Raw genomic sequence first — 17878 nt, 5'->3', positions numbered from 1 at the left:
GATTTCCTGGATTTAGCGATTTCAGGGTGCTCTCAGCGCGGGCAGCTATCGATGTAGCGGCGGCCGTAACGGTCGCGATAGTAGCACTGGCCGGGCTGTTCGGCGACGCTGCCGATGAGGGCGCCGGACACACCGCCGATCGCGGCGCCGACTGCCGCGCCACGAACATTGCCGGTGACTGCGCCGCCGATGACGGCGCCTGATGCAGCGCCGATGCCGGCGCCCTGCTGCGTCGGCGTGCAGCTTGCAATCGACAGGCCGACCAATGCGAGTATGACAGCTTTCTTCATCTTTTCTCTCCGAGGTTGTTGCCCAGCGGGCAAAGGCCGTCCCTTCTATTTTTTTGTCAGGCTAGACCGAAAACTATGTCGGAAGAAAGGGTTGTCCATCCGGTATGCTGATTTTTTTGCGATCGGGCTGGGTCGCCTTTTGCACGGTGCGCAAGCTCCCCCTGCCTTCTGCGGCATCAATTTCGTTGATTGCGGCTCGCATATTTTTTATCTGGAATCATTCAAAAATCTGGGCCTTTTGCCGCAGTTGATGTTAAAGCAAAGGGTAAGCATTGACGCGCGGACGTCCAGTCATCAAGAACATCCGCGTGATATTGGAGCATATGATGGATTTCGAAGCGTTTTTCAAAAACGAGCTGGACGGGCTTCATAGCGAGGGCCGTTACCGCGTTTTTGCCGATCTCGAACGTCACCGCGGCAATTTCCCCCGCGCGACGCGTCACACCGCGGATGGCCAAAAGGAGGTCACGGTCTGGTGCTCCAACGACTATCTCGGCATGGGCCAGCATCCGAAGGTGATCGAGGCGATGAAGAACGCCATCGACCACTGTGGCGCGGGTGCGGGAGGCACCCGGAATATTTCTGGCACCAACCATCATCACGTCATGCTCGAGCGTGAGCTTGCCGATCTGCACGGCAAGGAAGCAGCGCTGATCTTCACGTCGGGCTATGTCTCCAACTGGGCAGCGCTCGGCACGCTTGGCGCCAAGATCCCCGGCCTGATCATCTTCTCCGACGCGTTGAACCATGCCTCGATGATCGAGGGCATCCGCTATGCCAAGTGCGACAAGGTGATCTGGAAGCACAATGACGTGGCCGATCTCGAAGCCAAGCTCAAGGCCGCCGATCCGAAGGCGCCAAAGCTGATCGCCTTCGAGAGCGTCTATTCGATGGATGGCGATATCGCCCCGATCAAGGAAATCTGCGACCTCGCCGACACATACGGGGCGATGACTTACCTCGACGAAGTGCATGGCGTCGGCATGTATGGGCCGCGCGGCGGCGGCATTGCCGAGCGCGAAGAGCTGATGGACCGGCTGACGGTGATCGAGGGCACGCTTGGCAAGGCGTTCGGGGTGATGGGCGGCTATATCGCCGCTTCGACGGCACTTTGCGATTTCATCCGCTCGTTTGCGTCGGGCTTCATCTTCACCACGGCGCTGCCGCCGGCGCTTGCCGCCGGCGCCGTCGCCTCGATCCAGCACCTGAAGATCAGCCAGTTCGAGCGCGCCCGCCATCAGGACCGTGTCCGCAAGCTGAGGGCGCTGCTCGACCAGCGCGGCATTCCGCATATGCCCAATCCGAGCCATATCGTGCCGGTGCTGGTCGGCGATGCGGCCAAGTGCAAGTGGATCTCCGACCTGCTGCTCGACAATTGCGGCGTCTATGTCCAGCCGATCAACTATCCCACCGTGCCGAAGAAGACCGAACGGCTGCGCATCACGCCGACGCCGCTGCATTCCGACGCCGATATCGCCCATCTGGTCGAGGCGCTGCATTCGCTTTGGTCGCGCTGCGCGCTCGCAAGGCACGTTGCCTGATTTTTCGATGATCGCTCGGTTCGAACCGTAATTCAGGGCCTCCACTGGAGGCTCTGACAGCGATCGGTCTTGCTCCCGCAAGGCGCTGCTGCAAACCTCCTTACCCGCCCAAGATCATCCGCTCTGTGCTTGGTCTCAACACCGATGACACATCGCAATCGGCCTGATCGATGCGCGTCGAACTCTCCCTGTGCTTGCCTTCCCGCAAACTGCATTGCCGATCCGGCCTTTGTGCCGCATGAGAAAACCTTTTCTCACTTGACATAAGGTTTGGTAAAAGCTTTTCTCAGATCACTTCAGAAGGAGGACGTTCTGAATATATCGGGAGGAAAAAGAGGCAGGATCACCATCCACGAGGTGGCGGCGGCTGCCGCGGTGAGCATCTCCACGGCGTCGAAAGCTCTCAACGATACCGGCCGGATGGGCTCGGAAACGCGCGAACGGGTGAAACGGATTGCCGCGGAAATTGGATACCGGCCGAATGCGCTGGCCAGAGGTCTTCTCAGCAAGCGCAGCTTCACCATCGGGCTGCTGACGAATGATACTTACGGCCGTTTCACGCTGCCTGTCATGGCAGGCATTTCGGACGCACTCGTCGATCACGGTGTTTCGGTCTTCCTGTGCGCGATCGAAGACGATCCGGCGCTCGCCCAGATCCATGTCGACGCGATGCTGGACAAGCAGGTCGACGGGATCATCGCAACCGGCAAGCGGCTGGACAGGCGCCTGCCTGTCGACCTGTCGAATTTGCATGTGCCTGTCGTCTACGCCTTCACGGAGGGGACGCAGAACAGTGTTACTTTTCGTTCGGACGACGAGCAGGGTGCGAGGCTCGCCGTCGAGTGGCTCGCGAACATCGGGCGGCGGCGGATTGCCCATATCACCGGGCCGGAAGAGTTCTTCTCGGTGCGGGAGCGTGCCGGCGCCTATCACGAGGTGGCAGGTCACCGCGAACCGGTGCTCTACGGCGTCTGGTCGGAAAGCTGGGGCCATGAGGCAGTCGAGCAGCTTTGGAAGAGACCCGGAGAAAAACCGGATGCGCTCTTCTGCGGCAACGACCAGATCGCCCGAGGTGCTGTGGATGCGTTGCGCGAGCGCGGCGTCAAGGTGCCGCAGGACGTCTCGGTCGTCGGCTTCGACAATTGGGAGATTGTCGCGGCCCAGACGCGGCCGCCGCTGACGACGGTGGATATGGAATTGAAGGAGCTCGGGCGGCAAGCCGGATTGACGGTGCTTGCGCTTGCTGAAGGACGGCCTGTCGAGCCGGGCGTGAGGAAATTGCCGTGCCGGCTGATCGTCCGGCAATCATGCGGGGGGTAAAGCCCTCGGGGATGAGAACACGTGAATGAGCAAAGGCGCGAGGAGATGCGCCATATCGGGAGGAGTGTCATGATCAAGCGTCTATTGGCGGCGACCAGCATCGCTACCTTATGTCTGGTGTCGGCCGCGTCGGCCGCCGAAAATGTCGAAATGTGGGTTCGCTCGGGGATCGGCGACGCCTTCAAGAAGGTCGTCGAAGCCTATAATTCGGGTCACGAGAACAAGGTCGTGATGACCGAAGTGCCGTTTTCCGAGCTCGTGCAGAAATATGCGACGGCAATCGCCGGCGGACAGGCGCCGGACGCGCTGTCGATGGATCTCATCTATAACCCGGCCTTTGCTGCGGCCGGCCAGCTGGAAGACCTGACGGACTGGGCGAAATCGCTGCCCTATTTCAACTCGCTGTCGCCCTCGCATGTGCGCCTCGGCACCTATCAGGGCCGGATCTACGGCCTGCCGCTGTCGGTCGAGACATCGGTCTTTGCCTGGAACAAGGATCTCTACAAGAAGGCGGGTCTCGACCCGGAAAAGGCGCCGGCCAACTGGGATGAAATCACCGCCAATGCCGAGAAGATCCGGGCCTTGGGTGACGATACCTACGGCTTTTATTTCTCCGGCGGCGGCTGCGGCGGCTGCATGATCTTCACCTTCACGCCGCTCACCTGGGGTGCCGGCGCCGATATCCTGTCGGCCGACAGCAAGACGGCAACGCTCGATACCCCTCAGATGCGCAAGGCCGTCGATATCTACCGCAACATGGTCAAGAAGGACTTGGTGCCGGCGGGTGCGGCCAGCGACACCGGCGCCAACTTCCTGACCTTTACCAACGGCAAGATCGGCCAGCAAAGCCTCGGCGCCTTTGCCATCGGCACGCTGGTGACCGAGCATCCCGATATCAACTTCGGCGTGACGCTCATCCCCGGCGTTGACGGCAAGCCTTCGTCCTTTGCCGGCGGCGACAACTTCGTCATCACCAAGGGCACGAAGAAGATCGACGCGGTGAAGGGCTTCCTCGAATATGTGTATTCGATGGACGGCCAGAAGATCATGGCGAAATACGGCAGCCTGCCGACGCGCGGCGATATCGCCGATAAGGTGCTTGAGGGCCTCGATCCGCGCATGCAGGTTGGCCTGAAGGCGATCAGCGTCGCCAAGACACCCTATACGCTGCAATTCAACGACCTGATCAACAGCGCCAACGGGCCATGGGCAAGCTTCACCAATGCCGCGATCTTCGGCGACGATGTCGACGGCGCGTTTTCGAGCGCCCAGTCGGAAATGCAATCGATCATCGATAGCGGCCAGTAATCTCTCCCCCGGCCGCGGCCGGGGAGCGGTGGCAGCTTCCCGGCCAATCCCACTCGACAGACGCGGAGCGTTTTGATGACCGGTTCCGGTTCAGAGACTCTATTGCCTCAGCGCAGGCGACGGCGCAGATCGAACTGGCGAGGTCTTGCCTATATCGCGCCGGCCATGGCGCTCGTCATCGTCTTCTTCATCATGCCGGTTCTCTTCACCGGATGGATGAGCCTTCACAACTGGCCGCTGATGGGGGCGTCGCGCTGGATCGGCTTCAACAATTATTTTCGCATGGCCAACGACACCCGCTTCATGGCGGCGCTGAATTTCACGGCCTACTACACCGTGATCGTCACCATCGCGATCTTCGCGATCGCCTTTCCGCTCGCCATCTTCGTCGAAAAGGAACGGCAGTTCGTCAGCGCCTATCGGACGATCATCTTCCTGCCCGTCGTGGTCGGTCTTGCCACCGCCTCCCTGCTCTGGGTCTGGCTCGCCAATGTCGATAGCGGCTTCATCGGGCCGGCCTTGAAGGCGCTCGGTCTTCTGGAAAAGAGCCCCAATCTGCTGGCGACTTTCGACACCGCCTTTCTGACGATCGTGGTGATGGTCGTCTGGAAGATCGCCGGCTTCACCATGATCATTCTTTTGACTGGGCTTCAGGCCATTCCGTCCGAGCTGACGGAGGCCGCCCGCATCGACGGCGCCGGGCGCTGGCAGCGTTTCCGGCATCTGACGCTGCCGCTGATGCGCAAGACGATCGCGCTGGCGCTGATCGTCTCCGTCACCGGTTCGATCCTCGCTTTCGACCAGTTCTACATCATGACGTCAGGCGGACCGCAGAACAAGATGATCTCGGTGGTCTATTACATCTTCAATCAGTCCTTCGTGTCGTTCAATCTCGGCTATGGAGCAGCACTGTCGATCGTACTTCTCGCCATCCTGGTGGCGATCAGCATCGTGCAGCTCTGGCTGCTTCGCGTCGGGGAGGAGCGTCCATGACCACCTCAAGGGAACGCCGCGCGCGCAAGGCCATCCGTGCGAAATCGGTCTATCATCTGACCGGCATCGTGATATCGATCTTCTTTCTCGCCCCTTTCGTGATCACGCTATTGTCGTCCTTCCGGCATGGCACGGAGGCCAGCCTGCCGCCCTTGCCCCCATGGCCGACCTCCGGCGTCAGCACCGATTCCTATGCGCTGCTCGATACGTTCGGCGCCGGCATCTGGCGGCACATGATCAATTCGCTGTTCGTTTCGGTCGCCACCGTGGTGCTCACCGTCGCCGTCAGCCTGCTCGCCGGCTACGGTTTCTCGCGTTATCGGTTCCCGCTGAAGAATGCGCTCTTCGTGCTGATCATCGCGACGCTGATGATCCCGTTCCAGTCGATCCTGACGCCGCTCTTCATCATCCTGGCAAAGCTCGACCTCAACAATTCGCTGATTGGGCTGACGCTGGTTTATGTGACGCTGCAACTGCCCTTCTCGGTCTTCATGATGCGCAACGCCTTCGACGCCGTGCCGAAGGAGATCGAAGAGGCCGCACGCATCGACGGCGCGCGCGACCTCAGGCTTCTGGTCCGGGTTCTTCTGCCGCTGGTGCTTCCCGGCGTCGCGACGGTGGCGATCTTTGCCTTCCTCAATGCCTGGAACGAGTTTCTCGCAGCACTCGTGCTGCTCTCCAGCAATGAGAAATACACCCTGCCGGTGCTGATGACGGCGGTTCGCGCCGGACGGCTCGGCGCCATCAACTGGGGAGCGGTCCAGGCCGGTGTCGTCGTCATGACGATTCCTTGCCTGATCGTCTTCCTGCTCCTGCAACGCTATTACATGCGCGGGCTGATGGCCGGCGCGGTGAAATGATCCAGAGAAAGTGGAGCCCATGACCAAACCAAGCAACGACCGCCAGTTTCGTCCCGTCGCCGTTCCCGATGTGGAATTAGGCGGCTTCTGGGGCAAATGGCAGGACGCCGTCTGCAATTCCACCGCTGAGACCTTGCTCGACCGCTGTGTCGAGGCCGGCATGCTCAAGGCGATCGACGTCGATCAGCCGAGTCCCGGGGTCGTCATTCCCATTCAGCCATGGGGCGGGACGACACAGATGTTCTGGGACTCCGACCTCGGCAAGTCGATCGAGACGATTGCCTATTCGCTCTATCGCCGGCCGAACCCGAAGCTGGAAGCGCGTGCCGACGAGATCATCGACATGTATGAGAAGCTGCAGGATGAGGACGGCTATCTGAACGCCTGGTTCCAGCGCGTGCAACCGAACCGCCGCTGGACCAACCTGCGCGACCATCATGAGCTCTATTGCGCCGGCCATCTGATCGAAGCCGCGGTCGCCTATTACCAGGCGACCGGCAAACGCAAGCTGCTCGACACCATGAGCCGCTATGCCGATTATATGATCAAGATTTTCGGGCACGGCGAAGGCCAGATCCCCGGCTACTGCGGCCATGAGGAAGTCGAGCTCGCGCTGGTCAAGCTCGCCCGCGTGACGGGAGAAAAGAAATATCTCGAGCTATCGAAATACTTCATCGACGAACGCGGCACCGAACCGCATTTCTTCACCGCCGAGGCAAGCCGCGACGGCCGCGATGTCTCCGAGTACCACCAGAAGACCTATGAATATGCGCAGGCGCACCAGCCGGTGCGCGCGCAGACAAAGGTCGTCGGCCACGCGGTGCGCGCCATGTACCTCTATTCGGGCATGGCCGACATCGCCACCGAATACCAGGACGACAGTCTGACGGCGGCGCTGGAAACGCTCTGGGACGATCTGACGACCAAGCAGATGTACATCACCGGCGGCATCGGGCCGGCGGCGTCCAACGAAGGCTTTACCGATTATTTCGATCTGCCGAACGATACCGCCTATGCGGAGACCTGCGCCTCGGTCGGCCTGGTGTTCTGGGCAAGCCGCATGCTCGGCCGCGGGCCGGATCGGCGCTATGCCGATATCATGGAGCAGGCGCTTTACAACGGCGCGCTGCCGGGGCTTTCGACGGACGGCAAGACCTTCTTCTACGACAATCCGCTTGAAAGTGCTGGTAAGCACCACCGGTGGAAATGGCACCATTGCCCCTGCTGCCCGCCCAACATCGCCCGGCTTGTGACCTCGATCGGCTCCTACATGTACGCCGTTTCGGACAACGAGATCGCCGTCCACCTCTATGGCGAAAGCACCGCGCGGCTGAAGCTTGCCAACGGTGCCGAGGTCGAACTCGAGCAGACCACCAACTATCCGTGGGACGGTGCGGTCGCCTTTACCACCAGGCTGGAGAAGCCGGCGCGGTTTGCGCTGTCGCTGCGCATTCCGGACTGGGCCGAAGGCGCAACCCTCAGCGTCAATGGAGAGATGCTCGATCTCAACGCCAATATGCACGACGGATATGCCAGGATCGATCGTGAGTGGGCGGCGGGCGATCGTGTCGCCCTCTACCTGCCGCTGGCGCTTCGGCCGCAATATGCCAACCCGAAGGTGCGCCAGGACGCCGGCCGGGTCGCCTTGATGCGCGGCCCGCTGGTCTATTGCGTCGAAACCACGGACAATGGCGAAGACCTCAACGCCATCATCCTGCCGCGTGAACTCTCCACAGCCGAAACCGTCGTGCTGAAGGATCTCAACGATGCCGTCGCCCTCGATCTCAAGGTCGAGCGCGAGGAAACATCGAACTGGGGAACAGCGCTCTATCGCAAGGCGCCGGCCGAAAGGCAGGTCGCCACCGCGCGTTTCGTGCCCTATCATCTCTGGGACAACCGCGCACCCGGAGAGATGCTCGTCTGGGTCCAGTCGGACAGATAGGTCTTTTGGGGATGACGAACGGTATGGCTAACAAGAGCGTCGTGCTCCAGGACGTGCGAAAAAGCTATGGCAATCTGCAGGTGGTCCACGGCATCGACCTGACGATCGCGGAGGGCGAATTCGTCGTCTTCGTCGGCCCTTCCGGCTGCGGAAAATCGACACTTCTGCGCATGATCGCCGGCCTGGAAGACGTGACCGACGGGGAGGTCGAGATCAAGGGGCGTGTTGTCACCGATCTCGATCCATCCGAGCGCGGCATCGCCATGGTCTTCCAGTCCTACGCGCTCTATCCGCATATGAGCGTGCGCGACAACCTGGCCTTCGGCTTGAAGATGGCGCGCACCAGTGCCGCCGAGATAGAGACGCGCGTCAAGGCCGCTTCCGCCATCCTGAAGATCGACCATCTTCTCGACCGGCGGCCGGGACAACTTTCCGGCGGCCAGCGGCAGCGTGTGGCGATCGGCCGGGCGATCGTGCGCAAGCCGGATGTCTTCCTGTTCGACGAGCCGCTGTCCAATCTCGATGCGGAACTGCGCGTTTCGATGCGCATCGAGATCGCCCGCCTCCATCGTGAACTCGGCAATACGATGATCTATGTCACGCACGATCAGACGGAGGCGATGACGCTCGCCGACAAGATCGTCGTGCTGCGCGACGGCCGCGTCGAACAGGCCGGAACGCCGCGGGAAATCTATGAGAATCCCTCGAATACCTTCGTGGCGGGCTTCATCGGCTCGCCGAGGATGAACCTGCTGAATGCCCGTTGGGGTGAGGGAGGCTTGGTCGAAGTCGCCGGCCGGCAGATCGAAAGCGGCCTGCCGCCGGCAGACAGGCCGGTTGGTGGCGCGGTGACGCTGGGCCTGCGGCCGGAGGATCTGAGGGTGGCCTCCGATCTATCGGGCAGCCTGACCGCCAGGGTCGATTTTTCGGAATATCTCGGCGGGACGCAATATCTCTATTGCCAGCTTGCCGACGGCCAGTCGCTGACCGTCGAGCATCGCTCGCCGATCAGTATCGCGGCAGGCGAGCAGGTGAGCCTGCTGTTTGAGCCGTCGGATTGCCGGTTGTTCGATGAGAGCGGCAACCGGTTGCGCTAATGGCGCCGGTCGCGATCACAGGCGGGCGACCACTCGATGATCCGCCCATCTGAGCTTCACTCGGCGATCGCTAGTGTCATCAGCTCCGCCGCCCTTTGCCGGGCTTGCCTGTCGGCGGCGAAGACATCGTCCATGGCGGCAGCCGGCGGCAGGCCGGCCAGATCGTCCATGACCCTCTCGGTGACCTCGGCCATGGCGAGGAAGGACAGCCGCCCTTCGATGAAGGCTTCGAGCGCCACTTCCTTGGCGCCGTTCAGCACCGCGCCCTGAACGCCGCCGCGCGTCATCGCCAGGCGCGCGAGCCGCAGCGCCGGAAACCGCACCTCATCCGGTGCCTCGAAATCCAGCCTGGCGAGCTTGGCGAAATCCAGCCGCTCGACGGGCAGGTTCGGCCGGCGCGGAAAGGACAGGGCATAACCGATGGCAGTGCGCATATCCGGCGCGCCAAGCTGCGCCAGAACCGACCCATCGGTATAGCCGACCATGGAGTGGATGATCGATTGCGGATGGAAGATGACCTCGATCTGTTCGGGTCTGAGACCGAAAAGGTGCCGGGCTTCGATCATCTCCAGCGCCTTGTTGAACATCGAGGCGCTGTCGATCGAGATCTTCAATCCCATCGACCAGTTCGGGTGGGCGCGCGCGGTTTCCACCGTCACATCCGCCATGTCACGCAGAGAGGCGGTGCGGAAGGGGCCACCCGACGCCGTCAGGATGACCCGCTCGACGGCGTGGCGCTGGTTCTCTTCCAGCACCTGGAAAATCGCGTTGTGCTCGCTGTCGACCGGAAGCAGCCTGCCGCCGCCCGCCCGGATCGCTGCGATGAAGAGATCGCCGGCCGATACCAGGCATTCCTTGTTGGCAAGGGCGATATCGGCGCCGCGGCGGGCAGCGGCAAGCGTCGGCGCCAGGCCCGCGGTGCCGACGATTGCCGCCATCACCCAGTCGGCTTCGCGGTCGGCGGCTTCCATCAGCCCGGATTTTCCCGAAGCGACCGCGATGCCGCTGCCGGAAAGTTCGCTCTTCAGTGATTCGTAATGGCGGTCGTTTGCCGTCACCGCCAGCCGCGCGCCGGATGATTTCGCCTGCCGAGCCAGCAATTCGACATTGCCGTTGCCGGTCAGCGCGGAGATTTCGAAGTTCTCCCGTCCGCCCAGGTGATCGACGACATTGAGTGTATTCTGGCCGATCGAACCCGTCGAACCGAAGATGCTGAGGCGCCGCGGCGCGCTTTTGCCGGTTATCATGTGGTATTTCGCGAAAATTTCTCTCGTAGGCTCAGGCTCTACTAGGCTTTGGAGGGGGCGGCAAGTGTGCGGTGCAGCAGATTTCAACCCGCGAGGGGTTTACAGAGCGGCGGTTGGGTGTGATCCTTACAACAATCCTCATGGGGATTGGGAGGTTCCGCCGCGGCCGTTCACGGTCGCATGCGCAATCGGGACGCTGCGGCGTCCATTGAAGAACAGGCACGCGGTGCCACAGGCCTTCCGGCCAAAATCAAATCGAGGTTGAAACCGGGATTGGCGGCTTGGCCGCAATCCCCCATCGCGTTCGCTGCGAGCGCCTTCACATGTGCCGTCGCGTCGGTTCGCCGCTATAGCCCTGTGTCAGGTCAAAACGATCGGATTTCATGAAGATACTTAAAACAGCATGCATTCTTTTCGCTGTCCTGCCCTCGGTCACCGCCACAGCCAGGGCGGACGACCTGGTGATCTGGTCGCCGGCCAAGCTTTCGGACCGGTCCTACAAGGCGACAATGGGTTTTCGCTTGCCGGCGGAATGGGAAACGAGCGCCGGCGCCGACATCGCACTGGCCTCGACCAAAAGCGGGGCGCTGCTGCCCGATTCCGAACAGGCAATGCTTTGGGGTAGGATCAGCAGGACCAGCGTCACCCCGGCAGGCCAGTCACAGCAGGGTGCCAGCGTCAGCGTCGATACGCTGCGCGGCAGCGGCGCGCTGACGCTTAGCCGCTCGCGCAGCTGGATACTCTCCGATTCGCTCGACATGCAATCGAGCCGGTCCATCAGCGTGCAATATGACGCGGTCGAAGCCCGGCAGGCCTCGGTGACGGCATCGCAGGCGCTGAAGCTGATCCATCCCTGGACGGGAACCTCGCTTTCGGCAGGGACGGGCGTCAGCAATGCCAGCGGCGACTTCTCGAGCACGGTGGGGGTCAGCCAGACCATCCTGCCGAACCTCAATCTCGATGCCTCGGTCAGCAATCCATTTTCGGGGGGTGAGGCAGGCAGCGTCAATCTCCGCTATCGCGTGCAGTGGTAGCGGCGCTGAACCAAACTCCGCCGATCAGCGTTTCCTCCGCAGGTTTTCACGGAGGAACGGATCATGGTTTTCAAGGAGCAGACATTTCACGGGCTCGAACCCGAAATGGAAGCGGAAATCGCCAATCGTGCATCGGTCGAGGCGGCCGTTGCCAATGCGCTGGCGATCGCCGGCGGCATCGATGCCTCTGATGTCGAGGTGACGATGGAGAACGACCAGATCGTGCTGAGCGGCACCGTCGGCACGGTCGGCGAAATCGAACGGGCAACCGCGGTCGCCAAGGCCGTCGAGGGTGTGCATGCGGTGCAGAACCGGATATTGCTTGGCGGATCTTCGCTCGATGGCACGCATTAACGAGATGGCAGGCTGCTCCGAGCCCAGACCTGCCGGCCGAGGACAGTTCAGCATCGCCGCCTATCAGTCGGCACTGAGCTAATCAACCGGCGAAGCGTTCAACGAGGAAGGACGAGCCGGCCAGACGATCCGTCTTCTGCATGGCGCCCGACCCTTGTGGGTGATAGGCAGTGGCAAGCAACACGGCGCTGACGGCGACATAGGCGATGGCCAAAAGAATCATCTTGATACGCATGATGAGTACTCCTGTTTTCGCAATAAACGCGGCTGATATGGTGAAGTTCCTCATCGGCGCGATCAGGGCGCGATCAGATGAAAAGCCCGGCTGGGGAGGATCAGCCGGGCTTTTCCTGCATCGATTGCCTTATCGGCAGATTCGGGTTTCCTTGACGATCGTGTGACCGTGGCGGCGGATTTTTTCCACCCTGGTGAAGCACTCCTCGGAGATGTGGCGCGGCCTCATGTGATGGCGGTAATAGGGCCGGTCCGAATGGCGATAATAGGGACGCGCATCATCCGTGGTGATGGTCACACTTGCCGCCTGGGACGGCATTGCGGAAAAGATGGACGCAGCAGCGAGCGTGCAGGCAAGAATAATCCGTTTCATGACGAGCCTCTCTTTCTGAGTTTGTCACGAGATCAACTCGCCGGAAGTGCTGTCGGTTCAATCACATAGAGTTACCGATTGTGTCGATGTCAGAAACCTTTTGGGCCGCCGATCGTTAGCGCAAGGGGACAGCCAGAGGCATCGATCATGGGACTGATTGCAAGGATCATCGCCATTCTGGCCGGGCTTGCCGGCGGTACGATTTTTTCGCAGGCGCCGGAATTTGCGCAGCAATACCGCCAGCGGATCGGCGGGGCGATCGACGAATTGCGCGTCATCGTCGAGGATTTCAACCGCCAAGCCGCCGAGCACCATCTCGATCGCCAGCAGGCGCTGAGCGCCTATGCCCAATCATCCGACGATTTCCTGCGCGACCGCGGCGTCTCGATGCAGAGCACGATCTCGCGCTACGAAACGCTGCAGTCGCAGCAACTCCACCTCGGCACCGCCGCACCCGTCGCCAGGCCTTTCATCCTGCTGGGAAATGCGGATGACGTCGTTTTCGCCAATACTTGGCGCGACTTCGTGCCTGGCGTGCCCGTCAGTTTTGCCGGTCTCGTCTGGGGCGCGATTGGATTTATCGGAGGTTGGGCCGTGGCGGCGCTATTGGGATTGGGTGCGCGGCGCGTCACGAGGACGCGGCGATTCCATCGTCAGGTGCGGTGAACTAATCTACGGCGAACGCGGCCCTGGCCCCGGAACGGGATGATATCAGTCAAGCTTTGCGCTGGAATAACCCCCGCCAAACTTCGGCGGGGGCATCGATGTTGATCGGAAGCGGTTCGTGCATCGCCTTTCCGGTGATCGGGCCAGAGAGCCTTATTACGTGGACGCTGCCGCTTCCTTGATGATGCCACCTGAAAGCAAACGCCAAATGCCGAATGCCACGACGCCCATCGCGAGGAAGATCACAAAGATCAGGAAGTTGTAGTAGATCATCGCCGCCAGCGCGACGAGGGCGAGCCCGAGGGCAATGGCTGGGACCACGGGATAACCCCAGGCCCTGAAGGGGCGGGCGAGTTCAGGTTCGGCCTGGCGCAGCTTGAACAGCGATGCCATCGAGACGATGTACATGATGATCGCGCCGAACACCGACATGGTGACAATATTGGCGGTCAGCGGCAAACCGCCGATCTGGATCAGGCTGTCGGAAAAGATGGCTGCGATGCCGACGGCGCCACCTGCAAGGACTGCGAGATAAGGCGTGCGGAATTTCGGATGGATTTTTGCAAGGACTTCCGGGAGGTAGCCGGCGCGGCCCAGCGCAAAAATCTGCCTGGAATAGCCCATGATGATGCCGTGAAAGGACGCAATCAGGCCGAACAGGCCGATCCAGACCAGCATATGCAGCCAACCGGAGGATTCGCCCACGACCGCCTTCATCGCCTGCGGTAGCGGATCGTTGATGTTGGACAGCGTGCGCCAGTCGCCGACGCCACCGGCGAAGATCATGGTGCCGAAGGCGAGGAAGACGAGTGTCAGAATACCCGCAATATAGGCAATGGGAACGGTGCGGGTGGGGTTCTTGGTTTCCTCAGCCGCCATCGCCGCGCCTTCGATCGCCAGGAAAAACCAGATGGCAAATGGAATGGCGGCAAAGATGCCTCCAATGGCACCGACCGAGAATTCAGGGGCGCCAGCCCAGCCATTGGCCGCGAAATTGGCAAAAGAGAAGCCCGGCGCGACGACACCCATAAAGATCAGCAGTTCGGCAATCGCCAGAATGGTGATGAAGAGTTCGAAGGTTGCCGCGATGGTAACTCCGACGATATTGAGCGCCATGAAAATGATATAGGCGCCGACAGCCGCCACTTTCGGATCGAGCCCCGGGAACTGCACATTGAGATAGGCGCCGATGGCCAGCGCGATGGCCGGAGGGGCGAAGACGAATTCAACCAATGTCGCAAAGCCCGCAACGAAGCCGCCGAGCGGGCCGAAAGCCCTGAGCGCATAGGCAAAAGGGCCGCCGGCATGTGGAATGGCTGTCGTCAATTCCGTGAAGGAAAAGATAAAGGTGGTGTACATCACGGCGATCAGGATCGTGGTGATCAAGAAGCCGAGTGTGCCGGCAGCCGCCCAGCCATAGCTCCAGCCGAAATATTCGCCCGAGATGACGAGGCCGACGGCAAGTCCCCATAAATGCAGCCCGGTCAGGCTTTTGGCGAGCGTCGGTTGAGGATTTGACATGATTGTTCCCCTTTTTTGCAGATGAACTTTATGCTTCTTGGTGTGGCAGCGCTTCTATGGCGCCTTCGGCATTTTCCTTGAGATCGACACCGGTCCGCTGCAGGCGAAGCGCCTCCCGAACGATCCAAACGATCTTGTCCGCTGCGACCTCGTAGCTGAGCCCGTCGGCATGAATATTCGAAATGCAGTTGCGCTCACTGTCGCGCCGTCCCGATTGCGGGCGGAACGTGATGTAGGCACCGAGACTGTCAGGGACGCTTAATCCCGGCCTCTCGCCGATCAGCACGATGGCAACTTCCGCACCAAACGCTGCCGCTGCCTCATCGCCAAATGCCACCCGCGCCTGCTCGCCCAATATCACGGGGGCGACGCTGAAGTCGCCGAGGCGCTTGATGCATGCCTTAAACAGCGGCACCGCGTGGTGCTCGACCGCCGAGGCTGAAAGCCCATCTGCAATGATGAAGGCGATATCATAACGATCGCCTGGGCCTGGCAGATCGGCTGCATTGGTCTGACGGCCGAGATCCGGGCGCGCCAGATAGATCGTGCGGTCTTTGGCGCGAGAGCGAATGCGGACCGTAGCCATGGGCGCAAGCTGCTTGGCAAGGGCGACAAAATCCACTTGACCATGCACGGCGTCCCGCGCCCGGGCATGGGCGAGCTGGAAGTCGAGAATTGCCGATGTCGGCAAGGCGTCGCCCGCCCTGCCAAGCCCGATCCGGGCGCGTGTGGCATTGCGGAATCGCGCAAACGGATCTCGTTCGAAGGGAGTCATGCCGATGCCCTGTAGCTCAAGAGATTGCGGGAGAAGGCGCCCGAGGCGCTGGCCGGCGCAAGACGACCCGTGTGATCAAGCATGCCCATGCGATGGAGCCAGGCTTCAAATTCCGGAGCGGGCGGACGATTGAACTGGTGCCTGAGGCCGACAATATCGTGGTAGGAAAGGCTCTGATAATTGAGCATGACGTCATCGGCGCCGGGCACGGCGATCAGAAAGCTGACGCCTGCGACAGTCAGCAACACCATCAGATTGTCCATATCGTCCTGGTCGGCTTCGGCATGGTTGGTGTAGCAGACGTCGACCCCCATCGGCACACCAAGCAGTTTGCCGCAGAAATGATCTTCGAGCCCGGCGCGGATAATTTGCTTGGCGTCGAACAGATATTCGGGGCCAATGAAGCCGACCACCGTATTGACGAGCAACGGATTGAGTTCACGTGCAACGGCATAGGCCCGCGCCTCCACCGTCTGTTCGTCGACACCATGATGGGCGTCGGCCGAGAGAGCGCTGCCCTGGCCGGTCTCCAGATACATCACATTGTTTCCGACCGTTCCGCGCTTCATGGAGAGTGCTGCCTGCTGGCCGTCCCTGAGGACGGCGAGATCGACGCCGAAACCCTTGTTGGCGGCCTCCGAGCCGGCGATTGACTGGAACACCAGATCGAGCGGCGCTCCCGCCTCGATTGCCTTGATCGAGGTGGTGACATGGGTCAACACGCAGGATTGGGTGGGGATTTCGAACCGTTCGCGCAGCCGGTCGAAAAGTACCATCAATCTCGTGCAGGCCTCGAGATTGTCGGTCGCCGGGTTGATGCCGATCACCGCATCGCCGATCCCATAGAGAAGTCCATCGAGCGTCGAGCCGGCGACGCCTTCAGGATCATCGGTGGGATGATTGGGCTGAAGACGGCTCGACAGTCGGCCAGGCAGACCGATCGTGGAACGAAAGCCAGTGACCACCCTGCATTTGCCGGCGACGGTGATCAAATCATGGTTGCGCATGATCTTGGAGACCGCCGCGACCATTTCGGGGGTGAGGCCTGGTGCAATGGCCAGCAGTTTTTCGGAGGTCGCGTCATAAGAGAGAAGCCAATCGCGAAACTCACCGACCGTCATATGAGATACCGACGCGAATGCCATCCAATCATGACGGTCGACGATAAGCCGACTGACCTCGTCGACCTCGTATGGGATGACGAGGTCTTCCAGGAAAGTCTTGAGAGGCATATCCGCGAGCAGGTAGCGGGCGGCCACCCGCCGCTCGTTGCTCGACGCTGCGATCCCGGCCAGCACGTCACCTGACTTCAGCGGCGAAGCGCAAGCCAATATCGATTTCAGATCCTGAAAGACATGGCGTTCGCGTCCTAGAACGATCGAATATGTTGTCATCTGCTCCTGGCCGCCGATCAGCCTATTCCAAATGTCGGAGAACTCCACCTTTGGTGGGCATTCGCAGGCCCCAGGCTAAGCAACGCAAGAAGCGTGCCATTCTTATGGGCTAATGTACCGAGGCAGCCGTGCCAAGAACTTCGCATGGCTGGACCATGACGGCCTACGCTGCGCGACTATCGCAGAGACCGTTTTCAATTTAGGGTAGCTAATTCGCCAGGGTGGTTGTATCCACTTTACGATAACATGCTCCGATGCGCGCAGATTTGCGCCCGGCTCAACACTGATTGCGAAAATATTCGTTGATCGTCCTGATCCAGTGGTTCTGGCCCGAGTGCTTTTTCGGTGGGGCAGTCTGTGCTGAGACGCGATCGTCAATTTTGAGCGAACTGACTGTGGATTGACGCCGATGTTGAAAAACTAGCCAGTTGAACGAGTCTACCGCCGTCCAGAATTTTTAGACGCGGCACGGCAGCCGAGGTACAGTCAGGATGCACAAATGACGATTGATAAATGACGGTTCGACTGCCTGAGACGACCGTAGCGGAGGTATTCTCCTTCTTGATCTCCTGAGCTTGGGCATGTCCCCGGCAAGGGGAAGAAGGGCAGGGCGGAAGCTCTTTCACATGCCACTGGCGCAACGAACGCCGCCGGCAGCTCCTGGAGCGAGCCGAACGGTGAAGCCGCAATCGACCTTTTCCTTGTTGGGAAATTCGAACACCGGGCACCGGGCGCGGCAGGTTTGTGACGGCGGAAGACAAATTCTCGACCTCGTCGTTTTTGCTTTTGCTCTTCTTGTCGGGATGTTGCAAGATGGGAACCGCTAGGGGATGAACCGTTGCGAGCGGCCCATCCCCATCGCGCGATCGTGGTTGTTCCACAAACACCGTACCAAGGCCGGAGCCAGACTTTTCAGGTGTTTATGACGC

17 protein-coding genes are annotated in these 17878 nt (G+C 60.8%); 10 read left to right on the top strand and 7 right to left on the bottom strand.

Translation table 11 applies throughout. The annotated features are described in order from the left end of the window. Window positions 1–32: 32 nt before the first annotated feature. Window positions 33–290 carry a YMGG-like glycine zipper-containing protein gene (locus tag ACIPSK_RS25230; protein WP_017966299.1) on the bottom strand — a complete coding sequence of 86 codons (258 nt, stop codon included), beginning with the start codon at window positions 288–290 and terminating at the stop codon, window positions 33–35. A 326-nt stretch (window positions 291–616) separates the two neighbouring features. Between ACIPSK_RS25230 and hemA the strand changes: the two genes are divergently transcribed. The 7 genes from hemA (at window position 617) to ACIPSK_RS25195 (ending at window position 9351) form a co-directional block, all read left to right on the top strand. Further along, a complete protein-coding gene (gene hemA, locus ACIPSK_RS25225; RefSeq protein WP_162116830.1) occupies window positions 617–1831 on the top strand; it encodes a 5-aminolevulinate synthase in 1215 nt (404 codons plus the stop codon). A 357-nt stretch (window positions 1832–2188) separates the two neighbouring features. Further along, window positions 2189–3151 (top strand): LacI family DNA-binding transcriptional regulator, encoded by a 963-nt coding sequence (locus ACIPSK_RS25220; protein ID WP_162116924.1) that lies wholly within the window; start codon window positions 2189–2191, stop codon window positions 3149–3151. A gap of 69 nt (window positions 3152–3220) precedes the next feature. Further along, the gene (locus ACIPSK_RS25215) at window positions 3221–4459 is read left to right on the top strand and encodes an ABC transporter substrate-binding protein (protein ID WP_162116829.1); all 1239 of its coding nucleotides are present in this window, start codon (window positions 3221–3223) and stop codon (window positions 4457–4459) included. 75 nt (window positions 4460–4534) lie between these two features. After that, window positions 4535–5452 carry a carbohydrate ABC transporter permease gene (locus ACIPSK_RS25210; RefSeq protein ID WP_162116828.1) on the top strand — a complete coding sequence of 306 codons (918 nt, stop codon included), beginning with the start codon at window positions 4535–4537 and terminating at the stop codon, window positions 5450–5452. Continuing rightward, window positions 5449–6312 (top strand): carbohydrate ABC transporter permease, encoded by an 864-nt coding sequence (locus tag ACIPSK_RS25205; protein ID WP_162116827.1) that lies wholly within the window; start codon window positions 5449–5451, stop codon window positions 6310–6312. Before ACIPSK_RS25210 ends, ACIPSK_RS25205 begins: the two co-directional genes overlap by 4 nt. 19 nt (window positions 6313–6331) lie before the next feature. Continuing rightward, window positions 6332–8254: a glycoside hydrolase family 127 protein gene (locus ACIPSK_RS25200; protein WP_162116826.1), complete on the top strand. Its 1923-nt coding sequence runs from the start codon at window positions 6332–6334 to the stop codon at window positions 8252–8254. 23 nt (window positions 8255–8277) lie between these two features. Continuing rightward, the gene (locus ACIPSK_RS25195) at window positions 8278–9351 is read left to right on the top strand and encodes an ABC transporter ATP-binding protein (RefSeq protein ID WP_210254176.1); all 1074 of its coding nucleotides are present in this window, start codon (window positions 8278–8280) and stop codon (window positions 9349–9351) included. A 56-nt stretch (window positions 9352–9407) separates the two neighbouring features. Here ACIPSK_RS25195 and dxr read toward each other — a convergent pair whose 3' ends face one another. After that, window positions 9408–10598 carry a 1-deoxy-D-xylulose-5-phosphate reductoisomerase gene (gene dxr, locus ACIPSK_RS25190; RefSeq protein WP_162116824.1) on the bottom strand — a complete coding sequence of 397 codons (1191 nt, stop codon included), beginning with the start codon at window positions 10596–10598 and terminating at the stop codon, window positions 9408–9410. 383 nt (window positions 10599–10981) lie between these two features. Here dxr and ACIPSK_RS25185 point away from each other — a divergent pair, with 383 nt between their 5' ends. Continuing rightward, window positions 10982–11632 carry a hypothetical protein gene (locus ACIPSK_RS25185; RefSeq protein WP_162116823.1) on the top strand — a complete coding sequence of 217 codons (651 nt, stop codon included), beginning with the start codon at window positions 10982–10984 and terminating at the stop codon, window positions 11630–11632. A 63-nt stretch (window positions 11633–11695) separates the two neighbouring features. Further along, window positions 11696–11986 (top strand): BON domain-containing protein, encoded by a 291-nt coding sequence (locus ACIPSK_RS25180; protein ID WP_018448136.1) that lies wholly within the window; start codon window positions 11696–11698, stop codon window positions 11984–11986. Between the two features lie 82 nt (window positions 11987–12068). On the opposite strand, the gene ACIPSK_RS25175 is transcribed toward ACIPSK_RS25180, so the two are convergent. Together ACIPSK_RS25175 and ACIPSK_RS25170 are read right to left on the bottom strand one after the other, a co-directional pair. Next, the gene (locus ACIPSK_RS25175) at window positions 12069–12221 is read right to left on the bottom strand and encodes a hypothetical protein (protein WP_017966311.1); all 153 of its coding nucleotides are present in this window, start codon (window positions 12219–12221) and stop codon (window positions 12069–12071) included. Between the two features lie 129 nt (window positions 12222–12350). Beyond that, window positions 12351–12593 (bottom strand): hypothetical protein, encoded by a 243-nt coding sequence (locus ACIPSK_RS25170; protein ID WP_162116822.1) that lies wholly within the window; start codon window positions 12591–12593, stop codon window positions 12351–12353. 147 nt (window positions 12594–12740) lie between these two features. Between ACIPSK_RS25170 and ACIPSK_RS25165 the strand changes: the two genes are divergently transcribed. Continuing rightward, entirely contained in the window at window positions 12741–13259 is a 519-nt protein-coding gene (locus ACIPSK_RS25165) for a DUF2937 family protein (RefSeq protein WP_162116821.1), read from the top strand. Window positions 13260–13415: 156 nt separating this feature from the next. On the opposite strand, the gene eat is transcribed toward ACIPSK_RS25165, so the two are convergent. From eat to ACIPSK_RS25150, 3 genes are read right to left on the bottom strand one after another with little or no spacing between them, the layout of a single operon-like run. Beyond that, the gene (eat, locus tag ACIPSK_RS25160) at window positions 13416–14780 is read right to left on the bottom strand and encodes an ethanolamine permease (RefSeq protein WP_017966314.1); all 1365 of its coding nucleotides are present in this window, start codon (window positions 14778–14780) and stop codon (window positions 13416–13418) included. Between the two features lie 28 nt (window positions 14781–14808). Next, window positions 14809–15555 carry an ethanolamine ammonia-lyase subunit EutC gene (gene eutC / locus ACIPSK_RS25155; RefSeq protein ID WP_162116820.1) on the bottom strand — a complete coding sequence of 249 codons (747 nt, stop codon included), beginning with the start codon at window positions 15553–15555 and terminating at the stop codon, window positions 14809–14811. Continuing rightward, window positions 15552–16949: an ethanolamine ammonia-lyase subunit EutB gene (locus ACIPSK_RS25150; protein ID WP_162116819.1), complete on the bottom strand. Its 1398-nt coding sequence runs from the start codon at window positions 16947–16949 to the stop codon at window positions 15552–15554. The genes eutC and ACIPSK_RS25150 overlap by 4 nt, the downstream gene beginning before the upstream one ends. Between the last annotated feature and the right edge of the window lie 929 nt (window positions 16950–17878).

It is taken from the genome of Rhizobium sp. LARHSG275, assembly GCF_052871115.1.
This window is presented reverse-complemented; position numbering and strand designations above follow the sequence as displayed.

Bases quoted from the DNA above. Each gene is read 5' to 3' on its own strand.
- hemA (WP_162116830.1), top strand. From the start codon at position 617: ATGGATTTCGAAGCGTTTTTCAAAAACGAGCTGGACGGGCTTCATAGC.
- ACIPSK_RS25185 (WP_162116823.1), top strand. From the start codon at position 10,982: ATGAAGATACTTAAAACAGCATGCATTCTTTTCGCTGTCCTGCCCTCG.
- ACIPSK_RS25210 (WP_162116828.1), top strand. From the start codon at position 4,535: ATGACCGGTTCCGGTTCAGAGACTCTATTGCCTCAGCGCAGGCGACGG.
- eat (WP_017966314.1), bottom strand. From the start codon at position 14,780: ATGTCAAATCCTCAACCGACGCTCGCCAAAAGCCTGACCGGGCTGCAT.
- ACIPSK_RS25215 (WP_162116829.1), top strand. From the start codon at position 3,221: ATGATCAAGCGTCTATTGGCGGCGACCAGCATCGCTACCTTATGTCTG.
- eutC (WP_162116820.1), bottom strand. From the start codon at position 15,555: ATGACTCCCTTCGAACGAGATCCGTTTGCGCGATTCCGCAATGCCACA.
- ACIPSK_RS25195 (WP_210254176.1), top strand. From the start codon at position 8,278: ATGGCTAACAAGAGCGTCGTGCTCCAGGACGTGCGAAAAAGCTATGGC.
- ACIPSK_RS25170 (WP_162116822.1), bottom strand. From the start codon at position 12,593: ATGAAACGGATTATTCTTGCCTGCACGCTCGCTGCTGCGTCCATCTTT.
- ACIPSK_RS25205 (WP_162116827.1), top strand. From the start codon at position 5,449: ATGACCACCTCAAGGGAACGCCGCGCGCGCAAGGCCATCCGTGCGAAA.
- ACIPSK_RS25175 (WP_017966311.1), bottom strand. From the start codon at position 12,221: ATGCGTATCAAGATGATTCTTTTGGCCATCGCCTATGTCGCCGTCAGC.
- dxr (WP_162116824.1), bottom strand. From the start codon at position 10,598: ATGATAACCGGCAAAAGCGCGCCGCGGCGCCTCAGCATCTTCGGTTCG.
- ACIPSK_RS25180 (WP_018448136.1), top strand. From the start codon at position 11,696: ATGGTTTTCAAGGAGCAGACATTTCACGGGCTCGAACCCGAAATGGAA.
- ACIPSK_RS25150 (WP_162116819.1), bottom strand. From the start codon at position 16,949: ATGACAACATATTCGATCGTTCTAGGACGCGAACGCCATGTCTTTCAG.
- ACIPSK_RS25230 (WP_017966299.1), bottom strand. From the start codon at position 290: ATGAAGAAAGCTGTCATACTCGCATTGGTCGGCCTGTCGATTGCAAGC.
- ACIPSK_RS25200 (WP_162116826.1), top strand. From the start codon at position 6,332: ATGACCAAACCAAGCAACGACCGCCAGTTTCGTCCCGTCGCCGTTCCC.
- ACIPSK_RS25165 (WP_162116821.1), top strand. From the start codon at position 12,741: ATGGGACTGATTGCAAGGATCATCGCCATTCTGGCCGGGCTTGCCGGC.